This window comes from Streptomyces sp. NPDC012510 (assembly GCF_042955065.1).
In the GTDB taxonomy this organism is placed as follows: Bacteria; Actinomycetota; Actinomycetes; order Streptomycetales; family Streptomycetaceae; genus Streptomyces.
Map to the genome: position 1 here is coordinate 485,799 of NZ_JBIBEN010000003.1, position 17,701 is coordinate 503,499.

Here is a 17,701-nt window from a genome sequence, read left to right on the forward strand (position 1 = left end):
CCCAGCCCCAGTCACTCCGCCACCCGGCACCCGCCACCCAGCACCCAGCACCCAGCACCCAGCACCCACGAACGCACGAACGCACCGGCCGGAGCGCCGTGTCGCAGGTGCCGCTCTAGGCTGGGAGCAGCCGCTGGAAACCAGCCTGACGGTACGGCTCTGTCCGGACGGAGGCGTAGCGCGTGGAGATGCCCGACATAAGGGACGCCCCCACTGCCGTCGCAGTGGTGGGCCCGGACGGCATGGTGAGCGGCTGGAGCGAGGGGGGCCGCCTGCTACTGGGCTGGACGGCGGAGGACACCGTCGGCCGCCCGGTGACCGACCTGCTGGTCGACCCCCCGCCCCCCGGCGTCCCCGAGAGCCACAGCGTCGGCCCCACGGAGTTCACCCCCCTGCGCCACAGGGACGGCTCCACAGTGGACGCCGTGGTAACGGCTCAACCGCTGTCCGGCCCCGACGGGCGGGCACTGGGCCACGTGGTGACCTTCCAGCGTTGGGGACGCCGCCCGGTGATCGCCGACCGGGCCTTCGAGCAGTGCCCCTTCGCTCTGGGCGTCTACGACCCCGACCTGCGGTTCCTGTGGATCAACGCCTCCTCGGGCCGGGTGATAGCGCACTCCGAGGAGCAAGTGCTCGGCAGGAAGTACCGCGAGGTGCTGCCCGAGTTCGACCGCACACTGTTTCCCGAAAGGGACGACAAGCCCTACACCGACAAGCTCGCCGAAGTGGCGAGGACGGGCGAGCCCGCGCGTCTCATCACCGTTTTCCAGCCTCGCGGCAGTGACTACGCCAATGCGTGGGCCACCAGCATCTGGCCCGTCCGGGACGGCGAAGGCAGGGTCCGGGGGGTGGCCAACTGGGGATTCGACATGAGCGCCGAGTACTGGGCTCGGCAACGCCTGCTCATGCTCAACGAGGCCAGCGGCGGCATCGGCCGGACACTCGACGTGATCGGCACCGCCCAGGAACTGGCCCGGACCCCGGTGCCGGGATTCGTCGACCTCGTCAGCGTGGATCTCTTCGACGAGGTTCTGCGCGGAGAGGAACCGCCCTCGGTCTCCGCGTTCACCCCCGGCGAGACGATCAGGCTCAGCCGTGCCGCCCAGCACAGCACGAAGGAGGACGCCGACCGGGCTCCCGGGCCCACGACACCGGTCACGCACGCTCCCGGATCGGTCGCCGGCCGCTGCATGGCCACCGGTAGGTCAACGGTGGAACTCGCCGCCGCGCCCGGCCAGGGCGGCGAGTGGGCCTTCGGGCCCGGCCTCGCCGCCGACCCGGCCCACTGGCCTCCGGGCAACCCGGTGATCGACGAGTCCCTCGTCTCGGTGGGGCTGACCGGCCGGATCACCGTGCCGCTCCGGGCACGCGGTGCGTTGCTCGGCGTCGTCGCCTTCTGCCGCATGGACCGGCCCGAGGCCTTCACCGCCGACGACCTGATCCTCGCCGAAGAGCTGACCGCCAAGGCAGCCGTGGCCATCGACAACGCCCGCCGGTACTCCCGCGAGCGCACGACCGCGCTGACCTTGCAACGCAGTCTGCTGCCGCAGGGGCTGCCGAACCAGGAGTCGGTCGACGTGGCATCCCGCTACTTGCCCGGCGGAACCGGCGCGGAGGTCGGTGGTGACTGGTTCGACGTGATTCCGCTGTCCGGCGCCCGTGTCGCTCTCGTCGTCGGCGATGTCGTCGGCCACGGCCTGCACGCCTCGGCCAGCATGGGGCGGCTGCGCACGGCTGTCCGCACCCTCGCCGACGTCGACCTGCCGCCAGACGAACTGCTGACCCACCTGGACGACCTGGTCCTCCACCTCGCGAGCGACCTCCGACCCGGCAACCACTTCCATCCGACCGGCGAGTCCGGCGCCACCTGCCTGTACACCGTCTACGACCCTGTCTCCCGACGCCTCACACTGGCCAGCGCCGGCCACCCCCTGCCGCTGATCATCCGTCCGGACGGCACCAGGGTCCCGGTGGCCGCACAGCCGGGACCGCCGCTCGGCATCGGTGGGCTGCCTTTCGAGGCGACCGAGCTGGAGCTGCCGGAGGGCAGCCTGCTCGCCCTCTATACCGACGGACTGGTGGAAAGCCGCGAGCGCGACGCCGACCAGGGCCTCACCCAACTCCAGCAGGTGCTGAACCACTCGGTCACCTCGCTGGAGGCCCTGTGCGACACGGTGATGGACACCCTGCTCTCCGACCGCCGCACCGACGACGCCGCTCTGCTGCTCGCGCGCACTCATGGCCTCGATCCCGACCACGTCGCCGACTGCGACGTCGAGCCCGACCCCGCCCAGGTGCCGCTCGCCAGGAAGTTCGCCGTCGACCAGGTGGACGCCTGGGGCCTGGAGGAGGCGTCCTTCGTCACCGAGCTGGTCGTCAGCGAGCTGGTCACCAACGCCATCAGGTACGGCGAACCGCCGATCAGGCTACGGCTGATCCGTGACGCTGTCCTGATCTGCGAGGTCTCCGATGCCAGCAACACCGCTCCGCACCTGCGTCGGGCGCGTGTCTTCGACGAGGGCGGCCGGGGCCTGCTGCTCGTCGCCCAGCTCACCCAGGGGTGGGGCACCCGGCACACCACCAACGGCAAGACGATCTGGTGCGCTCAGACCCTCTCCCAGCCCGAGCCGCACTGAGCCGTCGTCGCCCCCGCCCCGCCGCTCCACGTTCCTGAGGCAGGGGCCCGCGCCTCCACGCGGACAGACCCCGTCCGATCCACGCGGACAGGCCCAGTCCGACCTCCGGCCGACGCGATCGAGGCCGAGGCCAGGCGGTCCGTCCGGCGGCGCCGCCAACTGACAGCTCCAAGACAGCTTCATTTGACGCGATCGTGACCTCGGACAGGTCAAGATGTGCACCCTGTCTGAACGTTCAAGCAGGGCCTGCCCGTATCCATGGGCGTAAGTGCGAAGGCCATCTCGGAAGGAACCGTCAGCATGACCAGCGAATCGATCAAACCCTCGTCGATCCCGGGCCGCCGTACCGTCATGGCGGCGGCCGGTGTGACGGGGCTCGCCGTCGCGCTGACCGCGTGCGGGTCCGAGGACGACTCCTCGACCTCGGTGTCGTCCGGTGCCGGGGCCGGCGGTGACACGAGCGGTGAGCCGACCGCCGAGGCGAGCGACGGTGCCACCTCCGGTGGCGCCGGCGGCACGGCGATCGCCAAGACGTCGGACATCCCCGAGGGTGGCGGCAAGATCTTCGCGAGCGAGGGCGTCGTCGTCACCCAGCCGGAGGCGGGCACCTACAAGGCGTTCTCCTCCGTGTGCACCCACCAGGGGTGTGCCGTGAAGTCGATCGCCGACGGCGTGATCAACTGCCCCTGTCACAACAGCAGCTTCTCGATCGCCGACGGCAGCGTGAAGAGCGGCCCGGCGACCAAGGCGCTGCCGGCCAAGGAGGTCAGCGTCTCCGGCGAGTCGATCATGCTGGCCTGACGTCCGTCAGATACTCGCGGCCCGCCGCTCCGGCGGGCCGAAGCAGGCCAGCACCTCGTCCGTGGTCGCGACCGTGGCGACCAGCGCGAGGGTGTGGCGGATCATCGCTGGGGTGTAGTCGGCAGGCACCCCCGCGATGGCGTCCGCGGGCACGACGACCGTGTAGCCGAGGTTCACCGCGTCGAAGACCGCGTTCGGTACGGCCACGTTGGCCGAGACACCGGCGACGACCAGCGTGCGGCACCCCAGATTGCGCAGCAGCGCGTCCACGTCGGTGCCCGCCAGCGGCGACAGCCCGTGCAGCCGCCGAACGATCAGGTCCTCCTCGGCGACCTCGATGGGCGGCGCGACCTGGACGGCCGAGGTGCCCGTCACCTGCCGTACGGGCAGCCGTTCGGCCGCGCGGAACAGGCGGGCGTTGTGGTTGGCGCCCCGCCCGTCGGGCCGCCGCTCGGCGATGGCGTGCAGGACCTGCACCCCGCCGGCGTGAGCGGCGGCGACGAGCCGGGCCACGTTGTCGAGCACCCCCGACGTCCGGGCCTCCCGGGCGAGTTCGGGCAGCGCGCCGTCCGGTCCGACGACGCCCCGCTGACACTCGACGGTGAGCAGGACGGTGCCGACGGGATCGAGAAGCCCGCGCAGGTCCCGTTCCCTCCTCGACCTCGACTCCCACTGCGACTCCGACTTCTGCTCCGACTTCGAGTTCGACTTCGGCTTCGACTCACTCGCGTACGACGGCATGGCGGCCCCTGGTCGTCGGCGATCGGGCGGGCGAGCGTAACGCCCCTTGCACATGGACGGAAGACGCCCGATGCTCTTCTGACGCCACGTCAGCGGAGGGGATCCCATGACCGTCACTCAGCGCCGGGGCCGGAAGATCATGATGGAGCCCGCGGAACTGGACGCGTTCCTGAGCGCACAACGGACCTGCCGGGTCGCGACGGTCTCGTCCGACGGAGCCCCGCACGTCAGCCCGCTCTGGTTCGTCTGGGACGGCACCTCGCTCTGGCTGTACTCGATCACCCGTAGCAAACGCTGGGCCGCGCTGCGCCGCGATCCGCGCTGCGCCGTCGTGGTCGACGCGGGCGAGGAGTACGGCGAACTGCGCGGCGTCGAGCTGTCCGGCAGCGTCGATTTCATCGGCGAGGCACCTCGCACGGGCGAGCCGAACAACGAACTCGCCGAGGTGGAGCGATTGTTCGCCCGCAAGAACTTCGGCCTCGACGAGATGCCCCACGACGGCAGGCACGCCTGGCTGCGCCTCACACCGGGTGCGATCACGTCCTGGGACTTCCGCAAGCTGGGGTCGCCGTGACCCGGCACGTCGTGCACGTCGGGCACGACAAGGCCGGTGGCGTGGGCCCCGTCCCGCTGATCAGCGCCGCGCCCCGCGGGCGGCCGCGCCCAACGCCTCCACCGCCGCCCTGATCGAAGGGCGACGGTCGGCGTCCGCCCGCCACACCGCGTAGACGCTGCGGTGGACCCGGGGCCGCACCGGCACGGTCCGCACACCGAAGGGCATCGGGTCGCGGCCGAGCCGGGGCGCGAGACAGATACCCAATCCGCCGGCTACCAGGGCGAGTTGGGTGTGGTGCTCGCCTGCCCGGTGGGCGATGTGGGGCTCGATGGCGTTGGCGCGCAGGGTGTGGAGCAGCCATTCGTGGCAGAACTCGCCCTCGGGCCAGGCGACCCACGGTTCGTCCGCGAGCTCCCGCAGGTCGATCTCGTCCCGGCCGGCGAGCGGGTGGTCCTCCGGCAGCGCCACCTCCACCGGGTCGTCGAGGATCGCGGCCCTGGCGAGCCCCTCCGGCACGGGCAGGAGCTTGTCGTACCAGTCGAGGACGACGGCCAGGTCCGCATCCCCCCGGACCACGGCGTCGATGGCGAGTTGGGGTTCCAGCTCCCTCGAGCGCACGCGCAGCGCCGGATGGTCCTCCCGCAGCGCGCGCAACACTGCGGGGAACAGCCCTCGGACGGCCGTGGGGAACGCTGCGAGCCGCAGCTCGCCGACGACCTGCCCCCGTTGCGCCTCCAGATCCGACTGCGCCAGTTCGACCTGGGACAGGATCCGCGCGGCGTGCTCGGCGAGCAGCCGCCCCGCGTCGGTGAGGCGTACGCCCCGCCCGTTCTTGGCGAGGAGCCGCTGCCCGACCTCCCGCTCCAGCTTGGCCATCTGCTGGGAGACGGCCGAGGTCGTCACATGCAGCCCGTCGGCCGCGCCGCTGACCGAGCCGTGCCGGGCGAGGGCGTCCAGGGTGCGCAGGCGCTCAAGGTTTAACACATAAGCAACACTACGCAGATCAGCTCACTGATTCTCGCTTGTGCTACGAGATTGTCGGCGCGATCGTCGCGGGCATGACCGCCGCCGCGTCCACCCGAGTCCCCGCCCCCGCCCCCGCCCCCGCCCCCGAACGTCCTCGCGCCGCCGTCTCCTGGCGGCTGCGCTTCGCCGCCCTCTCCGTCTCCCGGTCGGCGCGGCGATCGCCCTGGCGGGCGCGGGCCCTGACACAGGCCAGGCCCCGCACCTGACACCGACGGTCACACGTACCCGCCCGCCGGGACCCGGCCGATGGCCGAGGCCACCGCGTCCGCCACCCGCCCGATCTCCTCCTCCGCGAGCGTGGAGACGGTGATCCGGATCCCCTGCGGGGCGTTCATCCGGAAGCGGGCGCCGGGCGCGACGGCCCAGCCGGCGTGCAACAGCCGGGCGACCGCCCCGGTCTCGTCCGGGACCCGGATCCACACGTTCATCCCGCTGACCCCGTGCGCCTCGACCCCGCGCTCGGCGAGCGCCCCGATCAGCGCCTCCCGCCGGCGCCCGTACGCCGCCGCCACGGCCGCCGCGTCCACCGTGCCGCCGGTCCACAACCGCACCACGGCCCGCTGCACCAGTCGGCTCACCCAGCCCGGCCCCAGCCGCTGGCGCCCCCGCACCCGGTCGACGGTCGCGGCGTCCCCCGTGAGCACCGCGAGGCGCAGGTCGGGGCCGTACGCCTTGGCGACCGACCGCACGAAGGCCCAGCCGCGGGTGACACCGGCCAGCGGATGGAGGGGTTGGTCGACGATCCGGTAGCCGTGGTCGTCCTCGACGAGCAGGGTCTCCGGATACTCCTCCAACACGGCCCGCAGGGCCCGCGCGCGGGGGGCGCTGACGGCCGCACCGGTCGGGTTCTGCGCCCGGTCGGTGACGATCAGGGCCCGTGCACCGCCCTCCAGCGCCTTGCGTACGTCGTCGGCGAGCGGCCCTTCGTCGTCGACGCCGACCGGGACGACGCGCAGCCCGAGCGCCGGGACGAGGTCGAGCACGCTGCCCCACCCCGGGTCCTCGAGGGCGACGGCGTCCCCGGGCTTGAGGTGGACGGAGAGGACCCGCTCGATGGCGTCGAGCGACCCGGATGTGACGGTGACCGGACCGTCGGGCACCCCGTCCGCGTCGAGGTCTGCCCGTGCGATCCGCGCCAACTCGGGCTCCACAGCACCCGATCCGTACAGCACGGGCTCGCGGTCGCCCTGCTCGGCGGCGGCCGCGAACACCTCCGCGAGGCGCGGCAGCAACGTCGTGTCGGGATTGCCGTCGGCGAGATCCCGGACCCCCTCGGGGACCTCCACCCGGATGTACTCGCGTCCCGTCGTGGCCGGCCGGGTCCGCACCCGACTCCCGCGCCGCCCGGCGGTCTCGATGACCCCGCGCTCGCGCAGCGTGCGGTAGGCGGCGGCGACGGTGTTCGGGTTCACACCCAGCCGCTCGGCCAACTCCCGCATGGGAGGCAGCAGTTGCCCTGGTTCCAGCTCGCCCGCCCCTACCCCCTGCTCGACGCTCGCCGCGATCTCAGCCGCACGCCGCCCAGTGATCCTGTATTCTCCTAGCACAAACAAGATTATGCACTAGTGCAAGGGAGAGCGCAATGACGGGACCCTGGCAGCCGACGCCATCGACCTCCGCCGCCTACACCCCCACCGACCGCACCGTCCCGACCCGGGCCCCGCAGCGGGCGGCGTACGACAAGGCACTGGTGCACGCGATACTCGACGAGGGCTACGTCTGCCATCTCGGCTTCGTCAGGGACGGCGCCCCGGTGGTCCTGCCCACGCTGTACGGACGGGTCGGCGAGACGCTCTATGTGCACGGCTCGACGGGCTCACGCCCGCTGCGGATGACGGGCCGGGCCGACCCGGGTCTCCCGGTCTGCCTGACGGTCACCCATGTGGACGCCCTGATCCTGGCCCGCTCCGGCTTCCACCACTCGATCAACTACCGCTCGGTGGTGGTGCACGGCACCGCCCACCAGGTCACCGACCCGGAGGAGCGGCGGATCGCTCTGGACGCCCTCGTGGACCAGGTCGTGCCGGGCCGCTCGCGGGACTCCCGGCCCGCCAGCCCCAAGGAGTCCGCGGCCACCGCCGTGATCCGCCTCGACCTGAACGAGGTCTCCGCCAAGACCCGCACCGGCGGCGTCAACGACGAGCCCGAGGACCTCGCCCTCCCCCACTGGGCCGGCGTCCTCCCTTTGCGCAAGGGCTATGAAACCCCGGTCCCGGACCCGCACCTGGCCCCCGGCACGGAGATCCCCGACTATCTCAAGGCCTTGTCCCGCTGACCGCCCCCGGGCCGCGCCCCGTCAGGGGCGCAGCCCGTCATCGAGCGGCCCGTCAGGGCGCAGCCCGTCAGGGGCGCGGGAACCGCGCGAGCGACCCGCAACCGGCGGTTCACGAACAACCAGGACTTCCCGCCGCTTCACCGGCCACTCCGCGCCGACACTCAGGTGCGGCCACTGCGCGCGGACAGCGCAGGTGCGGCCCTTTCCCCACCGGACGCCACCGACCGCGACACACTCTTCGCCGGTGTGGACCGCTGCGCGACGAACGCCCCCACCAGCACCACCACCCCACCCACGATTTGCGGCGCCGAGAGCCGCTCCCCCAGCAGCACCCACGCCAGCACCGTCGCGACAACCGCTTCGAGGCACGCCACCACCACGGCCACCTGGGGAGACAACCGCCGCACGGCCACCACCCCGGTGACGTAGGCGAGCACCGTGGCGATCAGTACGACCCACGCGAGCAGCACCCACGCGGGTACCGCCGTGCCGTCCATCCGGGCCACACCGCCGAGCACCGCCCAGTCCATCCCCCATGGCCGGGCCACCACCGTGAGCACCACCGCACCCACGAGCAACCCGTAGGCGATGACCCCGAGCGGCTCCGGCGCCTCAGCGCCCGCGTCGCTCCCCTGGTCGGACAGCACGAAGTACCCGACCTGGCAGCAGGCCGCGCCGAGCGCGAGCAGCAGCCCCACCGCGTCGAATCTCAACCCCGCCCAGATCTCCACGACACAGGCGAGGCCGCCGACCGCCAGGACGACACCGGCAGCGGCGGCCCGCGCCACAGGCCGCCGCTGCACGAACCGCACCCAACCGAGGACGAGCGCCGGCGCGAGGTACTCGACGAGAAGGGCGACCCCGACGGGAATGCGGGAGATCGAGGCGAAGTAGAAGGCCTGCACTCCGGCCACCGCCAGCAGCCCGAACCCGGCGAGCAGCGCGGGCCGGCGGCGCACAAGATCGCGGTGGCGCACGGCCAGCGGCAGCATCACCAGAGCAGCGCCCGCGACCCTCAGCCACACGACGTGCAACGGGTCGAGCCCCGCCTCGATGAGCGGCTTGGCCGCGGTACCCGATCCGCCGAAGGCGACGGCGGACCCGAGCGCGAGCCCCAGTCCGACACTCCGCCCGTGTTGCCGCTGACTCCCCTGAGACGTGTGCACCGGCACATGATGGCAGCCGACGACAGGAGCGTCATCCTCGATGGCACCTGTCTCACCGGCTGGACATCAGACGGACGCGAACCGCCGCGCGACCGCCCCGACATCGATGCCCACCGCGCCCATCACTTCCACGGCCCGCGACCCGGTGGCCGCGACCAGCGCCACGAGCAGATCGACGCCATGGGTCAGCCGCTCACCCCGCCGCACGGCACACGCGTACGCCTGCGTCATGGACCGGGCCGCCACCGGTGACCAGCCGGGCGTGCCCGGCACGCCGGGTGCGGCACCGGCGTCCTCGACCCCGACCTGCCAGCGCAGCCCGTAGCCGATGCTGCGCTGAACCAGGTAGCCGAGCAGCCGGGCGACCTGGGGGCCGGCGAAGACGGCACGGACCTCGGGGTCGGACTCCAGGAGGGTGTGCAGGAGATGGGCCGTGTCGATCTGCCGGTCCCCGTCACGGAGGGCCCGTCTGCGCGCACCGGCGACCACCGAGGCCAGCTCCTCGGTGAGCCTGTTCTCGATCTCCGCGTGGTTCGGACGACGGTCTACGGCCGACTGCCGGGGAAGGGGTCGCACGCCCTCCACCCCATCAGCCCCAGCGGCCCGAGTCATCCACAGAAGGCAGCATCTTCGGGTCCGACACAGGTTGCGTAGGGACGGGTCCCGTCTCCTCCCTACGGATGAGATCACGCCCAACCGCCCCGCGACCGCCCCACTCGTACCCTGCACGACCGACGCTCCCGACGGACACACGAGCGCCGGTTCCTGACGCTTCATCAGTATTGAATGTTCCGGGCCCCACCGCTACGTTCCGCGACACCACCGTCCGAGCCGAAGGGGTTTTCGCATGGCCGATGTCAGCGCGGAGGCACGCATCGAGGCACCCGCCGAGCAGGTCTGGGCCCGGCTCGTCGACTGGTCCGCGTACGGCGACTGGAACACGACCCACACCGGCTTCCCCGCGGGCGGCCCCGAGACCCTCGAAGTGGGCGGCACTTTCCAGGAGAACCTCAAGCTCATGGGCTTCCCGGCCGAGGTCGAGTGGACCATCGCCGAACTGGAACCCACCCGGACCCTGGCCATCCACGGCAAGGGCCCGATGGCCGTGGACCTCGCCACCCGCTACACCCTCACCCCCGACGGCGACGCCACCACGGTGCGCATCGACGGCCGGTTCACGGGCGCGGCGGTCTCCTTGATGGCAAGCAGGATCAGGGACTCCGCCACGGCCGCACTCGACGAGTCCCTGCGCAGGCTGGGCGCCCTGGTGACGTGACGCGGCCCTCGGGCGGCCGGCGCCCACGCGAAAGCGCCCCGCCAAAACTTCGCGGGGCGCCCTCTCATGCCCTGCAGCCCTGCAGCCCTGCAGCCCTGCAGCCCTGCAAATGACGGTCAGTCCTCGTCGGCGAGGATCAGATACATCTTCTTGCGGGCCTCGTTGATCACCGCCAGCGCCTTGTCCCGCTGGTCCTTGTCACCGGTCTTCCAGACCTGACCGAACGCCTCCATCAGGCCGAAGCCGGCCTGACGGATCTCGCTCAGCGCCTCCCAGTCGACCCCACGCGAGGCCTCTTCCCAGGGAGCCTCGGGGCCCTCGTCGGCCGCGGTGCGACCGGCCTCGGTGAGCGAGAACAGCTTCTTGCCACCTTCGGTCGCACTGGCGATCAGCCCCTCGTCCTCCAGCAACTGGAGTGTGGGGTAAACCGAACCGGGGCTGGGCTTCCACGCCCCGCCGCTGCGCTCGGCGATCTCCTGGATCATCTCGTAGCCGTGCATGGGCCTGTCCTTGAGGAGGGCCAGGATCGAAGCGCGTACGTCACCGCGGCGCGCCCTCCCCCTGGGTCCGCCACGACCGCGCCCACCCCAGGGGCCACCGCCGAAGGGTCCGAACGGTCCGGGGCCACCATGGCCCGGCCCGAAGGGCCCGAAGGCGGCGCGCAGCGCCTCGACATCACCTCGACCGCGGTGGTGCTCCCCACCACGGCGTCCATGCCCACGCTCGAATCCGAAGTCCTGTCCACGGGAACGCATCGCAATCACTCCATTCCATCGTTGATCTGTCGCGATGTCTCAACGATATATCGGAACCTGTCGCATGACAATCCTCGAGTGCGCCGATTCAATGTCCTGTGACAGCGAATCTCGTTCGATTGCCACTGAAGTTTGACCATCGGTACGTTCCTGCCACCGAACTTTGACCCTTGCGGTTGGAGGCGTGGTGGGGGCACCGGCTCATGCGTACGGAGATCCGTCGTTATCCGCCTTTGAACTCGACTTTCTTGAGTCTGGTGAGCGTTGCCGCGGGCCGTTGGGCCAGTTGTGGAGTACGCGGTTCGAGGGCGTTCAGCCGGTACGTGAGTTCCGGTGGGCGAAGGGTGGGGAGAGCTTCCCGGGCTGGTACTTCGCGGCGACGACCGCCGGGCATGTGGGCTACGAGTCGTGGCTGGAGCGGGACTGCCTGATCTTGCTAGACCGTGAGCCGAGGGTGGTCGGGATCGCCTCGCAGCCGTTCTGGTTGCACTGGCCGGACGGTCCGGAACAGCGTCGCCATGCGCCTGACTACTTCGTACGCCTTGCTGACGGGCGGGCGAGGGTGGTCGATGTCCGGTCCGCGGACCGGCTGGACGAGCGGACCGGGGAGGCGTTCGCGGCGGCGCGTCGGGCCTGTGAGGCGGTGGGCTGGGAGTTTGCGTGGATGGGCACGCCGGAGCCGGTGTTCATGGCGAACATGCGCTGGCTGGCCCGCTACCGGCGGAGCCGCTCGGGACGCCCGGAGGGGTTGGCGGCCTCGCTGGTGGAGGTCTTCGAGGAACCGCTGCCGTTGTGGTCGGGAGCCGGACAGGTGGGCGATCGGCTGCAGGTCCTGCCGGTGCTGTTCCATCTGCTGTGGTCCGGGCGGCTGGGCACGGACCTGAAGTCAGCGGTGCTGCAGGCGGACAGTCTCGTCTGGGCCGAGGGGCGGGCGGCATGGGCAGGATGAGGCGGCCGGGGCAAGTCGCGGTCGGTGACCGGGTGCGGTTCGAGGGCCGGATCCGCGGAGTGCTCGCCGTTGCCGCCCAGGCGGTGACGCTGACGGATGGCGAGGAGCCGTATCGGGTCGTGCCGTTGCTCGAGTTGTTCGCGGCGGCCGATTTCGAGGTCGTGAGCAGCCCGGTTCGGATGCCGTTGCCGGCGGCCTCGCTGCTGGAGGCGTTTCCCGCCCGGGAGGTGGAGAAGGCCCTGTGGTGGGAGGGCCACATTCTGGAGGTCCTGCACGGGTTGCCGCCCGATGCCGAGCCCGGCACGACGGCCCGGCCTGAGTACGGGCCGGGGCGGTCCTTGACCGCCCGGCAGCGGTCGAAGGCCGCTGAGCTGACTGCCGCTGGTCACAAGGTCTCTGCCAGTACGGTCGCCCACCGAAGGCGTCGCTACCAGGAACGCGGGGTGCTGGGTCTGGCCGATCACCGGCCGGTCCGCAGGACGGCCGAGTTCGGGGAGGTCGACGATGCGGTGGTGGCCGCGATGCGGCAGGCGATCAAGGAAGCGGTGGACGCCTCGACCCGCACGGGGACGTTCATTTTGTGGCGGACCGGCGAGATCCTCAAAGAGACACCTGGCGGGCAGGGGGCTGGGCTTCCCTCACAGAGGACGCTCTACCGGCTGCTGGCGAAGCTGACTTCGGGCACCCACACGTCCGGCTCGGCGGTGACCCGCCGGTCCAGGGCCCACGGGGCCACGACTCCGCACGGGGAACTGCCCGTCTTCGCACCGGGCGAGGTCATGCAGATCGACTCCACCCCGCTGGACGTGCTGGTCCTCCTCGACAACGGCGTCACGGGCAGAGTCGAGCTCACCGCCATGATCGATGTCGCGACCAGGACGCTGACCGCGGCGGTGCTGCGGCCGACCACGAAAGCCGTGGACGCCAGCGTGCTGCTGGCCCGCACCGTCACTCCCGAACTTATGCGGCCTGGCTGGTCGGACGCGCTCAGGATGTCCCGCTCGGTGCTGCCGCACCGCAGGCTGCTTGCCCTGGACGAGCGGCTGGCCCATGCGGCGGCCCGGCCGGTGATCGTCCCGGAGATCACCGTCTGCGATCACGGCAAGGCCTTCCTCTCCCGCAACTTCATCTCCTCCTGCCGTTTCCTAGAGATCGAAGTGCAGCCGGCCCACCAGGGCTCGCCCTTCGAGAAGGGACACATCGAGAAGATGCTGGGCTCGGTGGCCACGCTGTTCGCCCAGTTCCTGCCCACCTACACAGGCCGCAGCAGCGACCACCGCGGCCGGAACCTGGAACGCGAACGAGTGTGGTCCCTGCTGGAGTTGCAGGAGCTTCTGGATGAGTGGATCGTCGCGAAGTGGCAGAACCGCAGGCCCGACGGTCTGCGCGATCCGGTCCACCCAGGCCGGCTGTTCACGCCGAACGAGAAGTACGCCGCCCTGGTGGAGGCCTGCGGCTACGTCCCGGTCGCACTCAGCGGCGACGACTACGTCGAACTCCTGCCCGCGGAATGGCGGGTGGTCAACGACTACGGCATCCGGATCAAGAACCGCACCTACGACAGCCGGGCGTTGGGGCCGATGCGCCGCCAGAACTCCGGCGTCCGGGCGAAACGCGGCCTCTGGGAGATCCACCGCGACCCCTACGACGTCTCCCGGATCTGGGTACGCAACCACCGCGGTGACAACGAGTGGGTCCCGGCCACCTGGAAGCACCTGAACCGGGCACCGGTTCCCTTCGGTGACCTGGCCTGGGACCACGTCAGACACCAGCTGCCCCGCGCCACCGAGGCGGAGATCGCTGACGCGGTCGCCGCCCTGCTCACCCGAGCCCACGGCGGCCCGCACACCGAGCCCGGTCCGGGGCCCGGCAAGCGCGACCGGCGGGTGGTGGCCCGCACGAAAGCCGCAGGTCCGCTTACTCCGGCGTCCGTTGCCGGTGCTCAAACGGAGCCAGACGACGAAGCGGACGAAGGCGAGGAGTCTGTGGCCGAGGTGATCCCGCTCGGACTGTTCGACCCGCTGGAAGACCCCTGGAAGCGCTCATGACGGCGTCGTCCGCTCTGCCCCAGGACTCCCCGCGGCACCTGACCACGATCGACGGCTGGCGCCGCTTCGTCGAATACCCACCGGGTCCGCCGCCCCGGCTGACCGACACTCAGTACGACGCGCTGGGCGAGGCCGGCCAGGCGGCCTTCGACGAAGCGCGTCTTGACCATCACGGCCGTCTGCTGGTGGTCGCCGCCTCCGTCGTCCGGCACACCGTCGCCACCGGACGCCGCCTGGTCGTGCTGAACCGGCACGCGATCAGTGCACGCCGGGGCCTGATCGTCTCCGGCCCCGCCGGCACCGGGAAGACCATCGCGATCACCCAGCTCGGGCTGTCCCACGAACTACTGGACCGGGCCCGGCACCCCACCGCCACCGACCGCAAACCGGTCATCTACATCACCGTCCCGCCCGCCGCGACACCCCGCATGATCGCGGCCGAGTTCGCCCGTTTCCTCGGGCTGCCAGTGATGGCCCGCATGAACATCACCGACCTCATCGAGTCCGTCGTCGGTGTCTGCACCGACGCCCGCACCGGCATGATCCTGGTCGACGAACTCCACAACATCTCGCTCACCACCCAGCACGGCGCCGAAGTCTCCGACACCCTCAAGTACTTCTCCGAGCGGATCCCCGCGACGTTCATCTACGCGGGCATCGACATCGAACACGGCAGTCTGCTGACGGGCACCCGCGGAGCCCAGATCGCCGGCCGTTTCACGCTGATCCCCACCCACCCCTTCCCTTACAACAGTGAGTGGCGGGGCCTGGTCGCCACCATGGAGAAGACCCTTGCCCTGCGGCAGCACCGGCCCGGCACCCTGGCGAGACTGGACCGCTACCTGCACGACCGCACCGGCGGCATGATCGGCGCCCTCTCCCACCAGATCCGCGGAGCCGCGATCGACGCTATTTACAACGGCACCGAGAAGATCACCAAAGCCGGGCTGAAGGCCGTCCCGCTGGACGTCGCCGCCGAATCGCCTCACTTCCGCAGGCCCACATCCTCCCGATGACCCACGAGAACGTCCGCGTCCTGCCCTTCCAGGTCCGGCCCCGGTCCGGCGAAGGCATCCGGTCCTTCATCGTCCGCCTGGCCCACGCCAACCATCTTCCGCCCCGCTACCTGCGGACCTACCTCTGCGAACCGCCCGAACAACTCGGTCTTCCCAGCTGGACACGGCTGGCCGCCGCGACCGGCCGCGCCCCGGAGACGCTGGTGGCCACCCTGGAAACGAGGCGCTGCCTGGAGTGCGACGCGCAGATACCGCCCACAGACGTCATCGGCCGCCAGGCCCTGCGCTGTTCCCAGGCCTGCCGCGAGAAGGCATACCGGAAACGGCATCCGCGGGCTCCAGTTCAGAAGGCCCCCTGCAGAGAGTGCGGGAAGAGCATGAAGATCCAGCCCGGACAGCGCTATCGCCTGTGTTCATCCGCCTGCCGACGCGCCAACTACCTCAAGCACGAAGAAAAGTGGTTGGCCGAGGCAGCCCCGGCTGATCCATCCGGACCACGAGTCTGCCCGGTCTGCGACGGCCCGATGTTCTCAGCAGCACGCCGGACATGCTCAGACCGATGCCGCCAGCGAGCACGTCGCCAACAGCTCAGGCAGCCTCCCGCGAACCCACCTTCTCCACCGCCGGTGACATCGCCGACACTCCAGCCCGCACCACGACCCCAGCCACCCGAACCAGCCCCCACTGCATCAACGAGACCCTGCGAGACCTGCGGAGGGCCACTACCAGCAGGGCCCTGCCAGCAACAACGCCGGACATGCTCACAGCGCTGCCGCCAGAAGGCATACCGGCAGCGGAAATCAGCACTCACCGCAGAAGGGACTGCCACACGCCTGCTCGTGAACGTCACCGACGCCCCACAACCACCGAGCCCTCCTCCGGACGGCCCGTGATCTTCCGAAGCAGATCGAGGAAGCTGCCTTGAAACTGTTCACCAGCCACGGAGAACGGGTCCGCCGAACGCCGAAAGTAGACAGCACAGGAGACCGCAGCGGGCCCGAGACGGGAGTCCTCAGCCAAGCTTCCGCCGGGAGCCACCGGCCTCATACCTTGGACGATCGCCTCACCAAGAGGGCGCGCGGCGACCGCTTCCAGGATGCGGATGGCACACGCGTGCTCAGCCGGACTCGGCTCCCACTCGCTGATGTCGAATGCGGCATGCAGATCACGTATCTGTGTCGCTAACTGCTCGATGTCGGCTGCCATGAACCGACCATAATGAGTCTGCCGCTGACGCACCGGTGCTTCCGCGGTCCCCAGGCCACAGCCACAGCGACCGCCTTTGGCGGCACGGGATGGCTGGCGGTCAAACTTCGCTGACGATGGTCAAACTTCACTGTCACAGGACATCGTTGTCCTGTCTCACTCAGAGCAGGCGGGGCCGTGCTTCGAGTTGTCGTACGTGGACGCGGTGCACGAACGCCGTCGGCGTCCGCTGCGGGACTGCGTGACGGGCCGATTCGAGGATGCCGCTCCGGTACGTACGTTCCGCTGGTCGCGCGGTGAGCGTCACTTCCCGGGCTGGTACTGCGCGGCGACGACCGGGCGTCACGTGGCCCCGGAGTCGCGGCTGGAGCGGGACCGGCTGCTGCTGATGGACTTCGACCCGAACGTGGTGGGCATTGGCTCGCAGCCGTTCTGGCTGCACTGGCGTGACGGCGAGCGGGAGCGTCGTCACGCCCCGGACTACTTCGTGCGCCGCGCGGACGGCTCGGCGGTGGTCGTCGATGTCCGTGCGGACGAGCGGATCGGGCCGAGGGACGCGGAGGCGTTCGAGGTGACGCGCCGGGCCTGCCGTCAGGCGGGGTGGGGCTTCGAGCGGGTCGGGGTTCCGCAGGAGGTGTTGCTGGCGAATGTGCGGTGGCTGTCGCGTTACCGGCATCCCCGGTGCCGGCGCGGGCCGGTCGTGGACCGTCTCCGGTAGGTCTTCGCGACACCGGTCCCGTTGATGGCCGGCGCGGATGCGGCCGGTGACCGGCGATGATGCGTCCTGGTTGGTCGGACGCACTTCGGATGTCGAGATCAGTGCTGCCGCACCGGCGGCTGCTGTCCCTGGACGAGCGGTTGGAGTACGCGGCTGCGAGGCCGGTGATCGTGCCGGACACGATCGTCTGCGACCACGGCAAGGTCTTCATCTCGAACAACTTCCGTGCGTCCTGCCGCTACTTGGGCATCAGCCTCCAGCCGACGCACAAGGCGTCGCCCTTCGAGAAAGGCGCGATCGAGAAGACGCTGGGTTCGGTGGCGACGCTGTTCGCGCAGTTCGTCGCGGGTTACACCGGCCGCTCGGTGGACCACCGGGGCCGTGGCCTGGAGAACGAACCGCTGTGGTCCCTGCCCGAGCTCCAGGGCCTGCTGGACGAGTGGATCGTCATCTGGCTGCTGCACTGCCGGTTCGACTACGCCCCTGCGCCGGCGAGATCACCGACTCCTACGTCCGCCGCCTCGCCCGCGCG

Annotated in this window: 17 protein-coding genes and 1 pseudogene; 11 read left to right on the forward strand and 7 right to left on the reverse strand. The window is 70.8% G+C overall.

The genetic code is table 11. From position 1 onward, the window contains the following. Positions 1 to 188 precede the first annotated feature (188 nt). Together ACFY9I_RS07585 and ACFY9I_RS07590 are read left to right on the forward strand one after the other, a co-directional pair. Complete coding sequence (locus tag ACFY9I_RS07585) at positions 189 to 2,636, forward strand: SpoIIE family protein phosphatase (protein WP_390997946.1); 2,448 nt, start codon at positions 189 to 191, stop codon at positions 2,634 to 2,636. A gap of 300 nt (positions 2,637 to 2,936) precedes the next feature. Beyond that, the gene (locus ACFY9I_RS07590) at positions 2,937 to 3,437 is read left to right on the forward strand and encodes a Rieske 2Fe-2S domain-containing protein (protein ID WP_390997948.1); all 501 of its coding nucleotides are present in this window, start codon (positions 2,937 to 2,939) and stop codon (positions 3,435 to 3,437) included. Positions 3,438 to 3,443: 6 nt separating this feature from the next. Here the strand turns inward: ACFY9I_RS07590 and ACFY9I_RS07595 are convergent, their stop codons facing one another. Continuing rightward, positions 3,444 to 4,178, reverse strand: a complete 735-nt coding sequence (locus ACFY9I_RS07595) for an isochorismatase family protein (RefSeq protein ID WP_390997950.1) — start codon at positions 4,176 to 4,178, stop codon at positions 3,444 to 3,446. A gap of 106 nt (positions 4,179 to 4,284) precedes the next feature. Here ACFY9I_RS07595 and ACFY9I_RS07600 point away from each other — a divergent pair, with 106 nt between their 5' ends. Continuing rightward, positions 4,285 to 4,752 (forward strand): pyridoxamine 5'-phosphate oxidase family protein, encoded by a 468-nt coding sequence (locus tag ACFY9I_RS07600; RefSeq protein ID WP_390997952.1) that lies wholly within the window; start codon positions 4,285 to 4,287, stop codon positions 4,750 to 4,752. A gap of 60 nt (positions 4,753 to 4,812) precedes the next feature. On the opposite strand, the gene ACFY9I_RS07605 is transcribed toward ACFY9I_RS07600, so the two are convergent. Continuing rightward, entirely contained in the window at positions 4,813 to 5,718 is a 906-nt protein-coding gene (locus ACFY9I_RS07605) for a LysR substrate-binding domain-containing protein (RefSeq protein WP_390997954.1), read from the reverse strand. Positions 5,719 to 5,756: 38 nt separating this feature from the next. Between ACFY9I_RS07605 and ACFY9I_RS07610 the strand changes: the two genes are divergently transcribed. After that, the gene (locus tag ACFY9I_RS07610) at positions 5,757 to 5,966 is read left to right on the forward strand and encodes a hypothetical protein (RefSeq protein ID WP_390997957.1); all 210 of its coding nucleotides are present in this window, start codon (positions 5,757 to 5,759) and stop codon (positions 5,964 to 5,966) included. A 9-nt stretch (positions 5,967 to 5,975) separates the two neighbouring features. Here the strand turns inward: ACFY9I_RS07610 and ACFY9I_RS07615 are convergent, their stop codons facing one another. Further along, the gene (locus ACFY9I_RS07615; RefSeq protein WP_390997960.1) at positions 5,976 to 7,307 is read right to left on the reverse strand and encodes an aminotransferase class I/II-fold pyridoxal phosphate-dependent enzyme; all 1,332 of its coding nucleotides are present in this window, start codon (positions 7,305 to 7,307) and stop codon (positions 5,976 to 5,978) included. Between the two features lie 35 nt (positions 7,308 to 7,342). Between ACFY9I_RS07615 and ACFY9I_RS07620 the strand changes: the two genes are divergently transcribed. Beyond that, entirely contained in the window at positions 7,343 to 8,035 is a 693-nt protein-coding gene (locus tag ACFY9I_RS07620) for a pyridoxamine 5'-phosphate oxidase family protein (RefSeq protein ID WP_390997962.1), read from the forward strand. A 161-nt stretch (positions 8,036 to 8,196) separates the two neighbouring features. Here the strand turns inward: ACFY9I_RS07620 and ACFY9I_RS07625 are convergent, their stop codons facing one another. Both ACFY9I_RS07625 and ACFY9I_RS07630 read right to left on the reverse strand, forming a co-directional pair. Next, positions 8,197 to 9,207 carry an EamA family transporter gene (locus ACFY9I_RS07625; RefSeq protein ID WP_390997965.1) on the reverse strand — a complete coding sequence of 337 codons (1,011 nt, stop codon included), beginning with the start codon at positions 9,205 to 9,207 and terminating at the stop codon, positions 8,197 to 8,199. Between the two features lie 60 nt (positions 9,208 to 9,267). Beyond that, positions 9,268 to 9,813, reverse strand: a complete 546-nt coding sequence (locus tag ACFY9I_RS07630) for a Clp protease N-terminal domain-containing protein (RefSeq protein ID WP_390997967.1) — start codon at positions 9,811 to 9,813, stop codon at positions 9,268 to 9,270. Positions 9,814 to 10,048: 235 nt separating this feature from the next. On the opposite strand from ACFY9I_RS07630, the gene ACFY9I_RS07635 reads away from it, so the two are divergent. Next, a complete protein-coding gene (locus ACFY9I_RS07635; RefSeq protein WP_390997969.1) occupies positions 10,049 to 10,477 on the forward strand; it encodes an SRPBCC family protein in 429 nt (142 codons plus the stop codon). 116 nt (positions 10,478 to 10,593) lie between these two features. Here ACFY9I_RS07635 and ACFY9I_RS07640 read toward each other — a convergent pair whose 3' ends face one another. Continuing rightward, positions 10,594 to 11,232 carry a helix-turn-helix transcriptional regulator gene (locus ACFY9I_RS07640; protein WP_390997971.1) on the reverse strand — a complete coding sequence of 213 codons (639 nt, stop codon included), beginning with the start codon at positions 11,230 to 11,232 and terminating at the stop codon, positions 10,594 to 10,596. A gap of 277 nt (positions 11,233 to 11,509) precedes the next feature. Here ACFY9I_RS07640 and ACFY9I_RS07645 point away from each other — a divergent pair, with 277 nt between their 5' ends. The 3 genes from ACFY9I_RS07645 to ACFY9I_RS07655 are packed head-to-tail and all read left to right on the forward strand — an operon-like array spanning position 11,510 to position 15,245. Continuing rightward, positions 11,510 to 12,181, forward strand: a complete 672-nt coding sequence (locus ACFY9I_RS07645; protein ID WP_390997974.1) for a TnsA-like heteromeric transposase endonuclease subunit — start codon at positions 11,510 to 11,512, stop codon at positions 12,179 to 12,181. Then, positions 12,169 to 14,229: a Mu transposase C-terminal domain-containing protein gene (locus ACFY9I_RS07650; RefSeq protein ID WP_390997976.1), complete on the forward strand. Its 2,061-nt coding sequence runs from the start codon at positions 12,169 to 12,171 to the stop codon at positions 14,227 to 14,229. The genes ACFY9I_RS07645 and ACFY9I_RS07650 overlap by 13 nt, the downstream gene beginning before the upstream one ends. After that, entirely contained in the window at positions 14,226 to 15,245 is a 1,020-nt protein-coding gene (locus ACFY9I_RS07655) for an AAA family ATPase (RefSeq protein ID WP_390997979.1), read from the forward strand. Before ACFY9I_RS07650 ends, ACFY9I_RS07655 begins: the two co-directional genes overlap by 4 nt. Positions 15,246 to 16,091: 846 nt before the next feature. Here ACFY9I_RS07655 and ACFY9I_RS07660 read toward each other — a convergent pair. Next, positions 16,092 to 16,451 (reverse strand): hypothetical protein, encoded by a 360-nt coding sequence (locus ACFY9I_RS07660; protein ID WP_390997981.1) that lies wholly within the window; start codon positions 16,449 to 16,451, stop codon positions 16,092 to 16,094. A 196-nt stretch (positions 16,452 to 16,647) separates the two neighbouring features. On the opposite strand from ACFY9I_RS07660, the gene ACFY9I_RS07665 reads away from it, so the two are divergent. Both ACFY9I_RS07665 and ACFY9I_RS07670 read left to right on the forward strand, forming a co-directional pair. Beyond that, positions 16,648 to 17,169: a TnsA-like heteromeric transposase endonuclease subunit gene (locus tag ACFY9I_RS07665; protein ID WP_390997984.1), complete on the forward strand. Its 522-nt coding sequence runs from the start codon at positions 16,648 to 16,650 to the stop codon at positions 17,167 to 17,169. Positions 17,170 to 17,219: 50 nt separating this feature from the next. After that, positions 17,220 to 17,618 (forward strand): annotated as a pseudogene (locus tag ACFY9I_RS07670) (integrase); the annotation flags it as partial. Between the last annotated feature and the right edge of the window lie 83 nt (positions 17,619 to 17,701).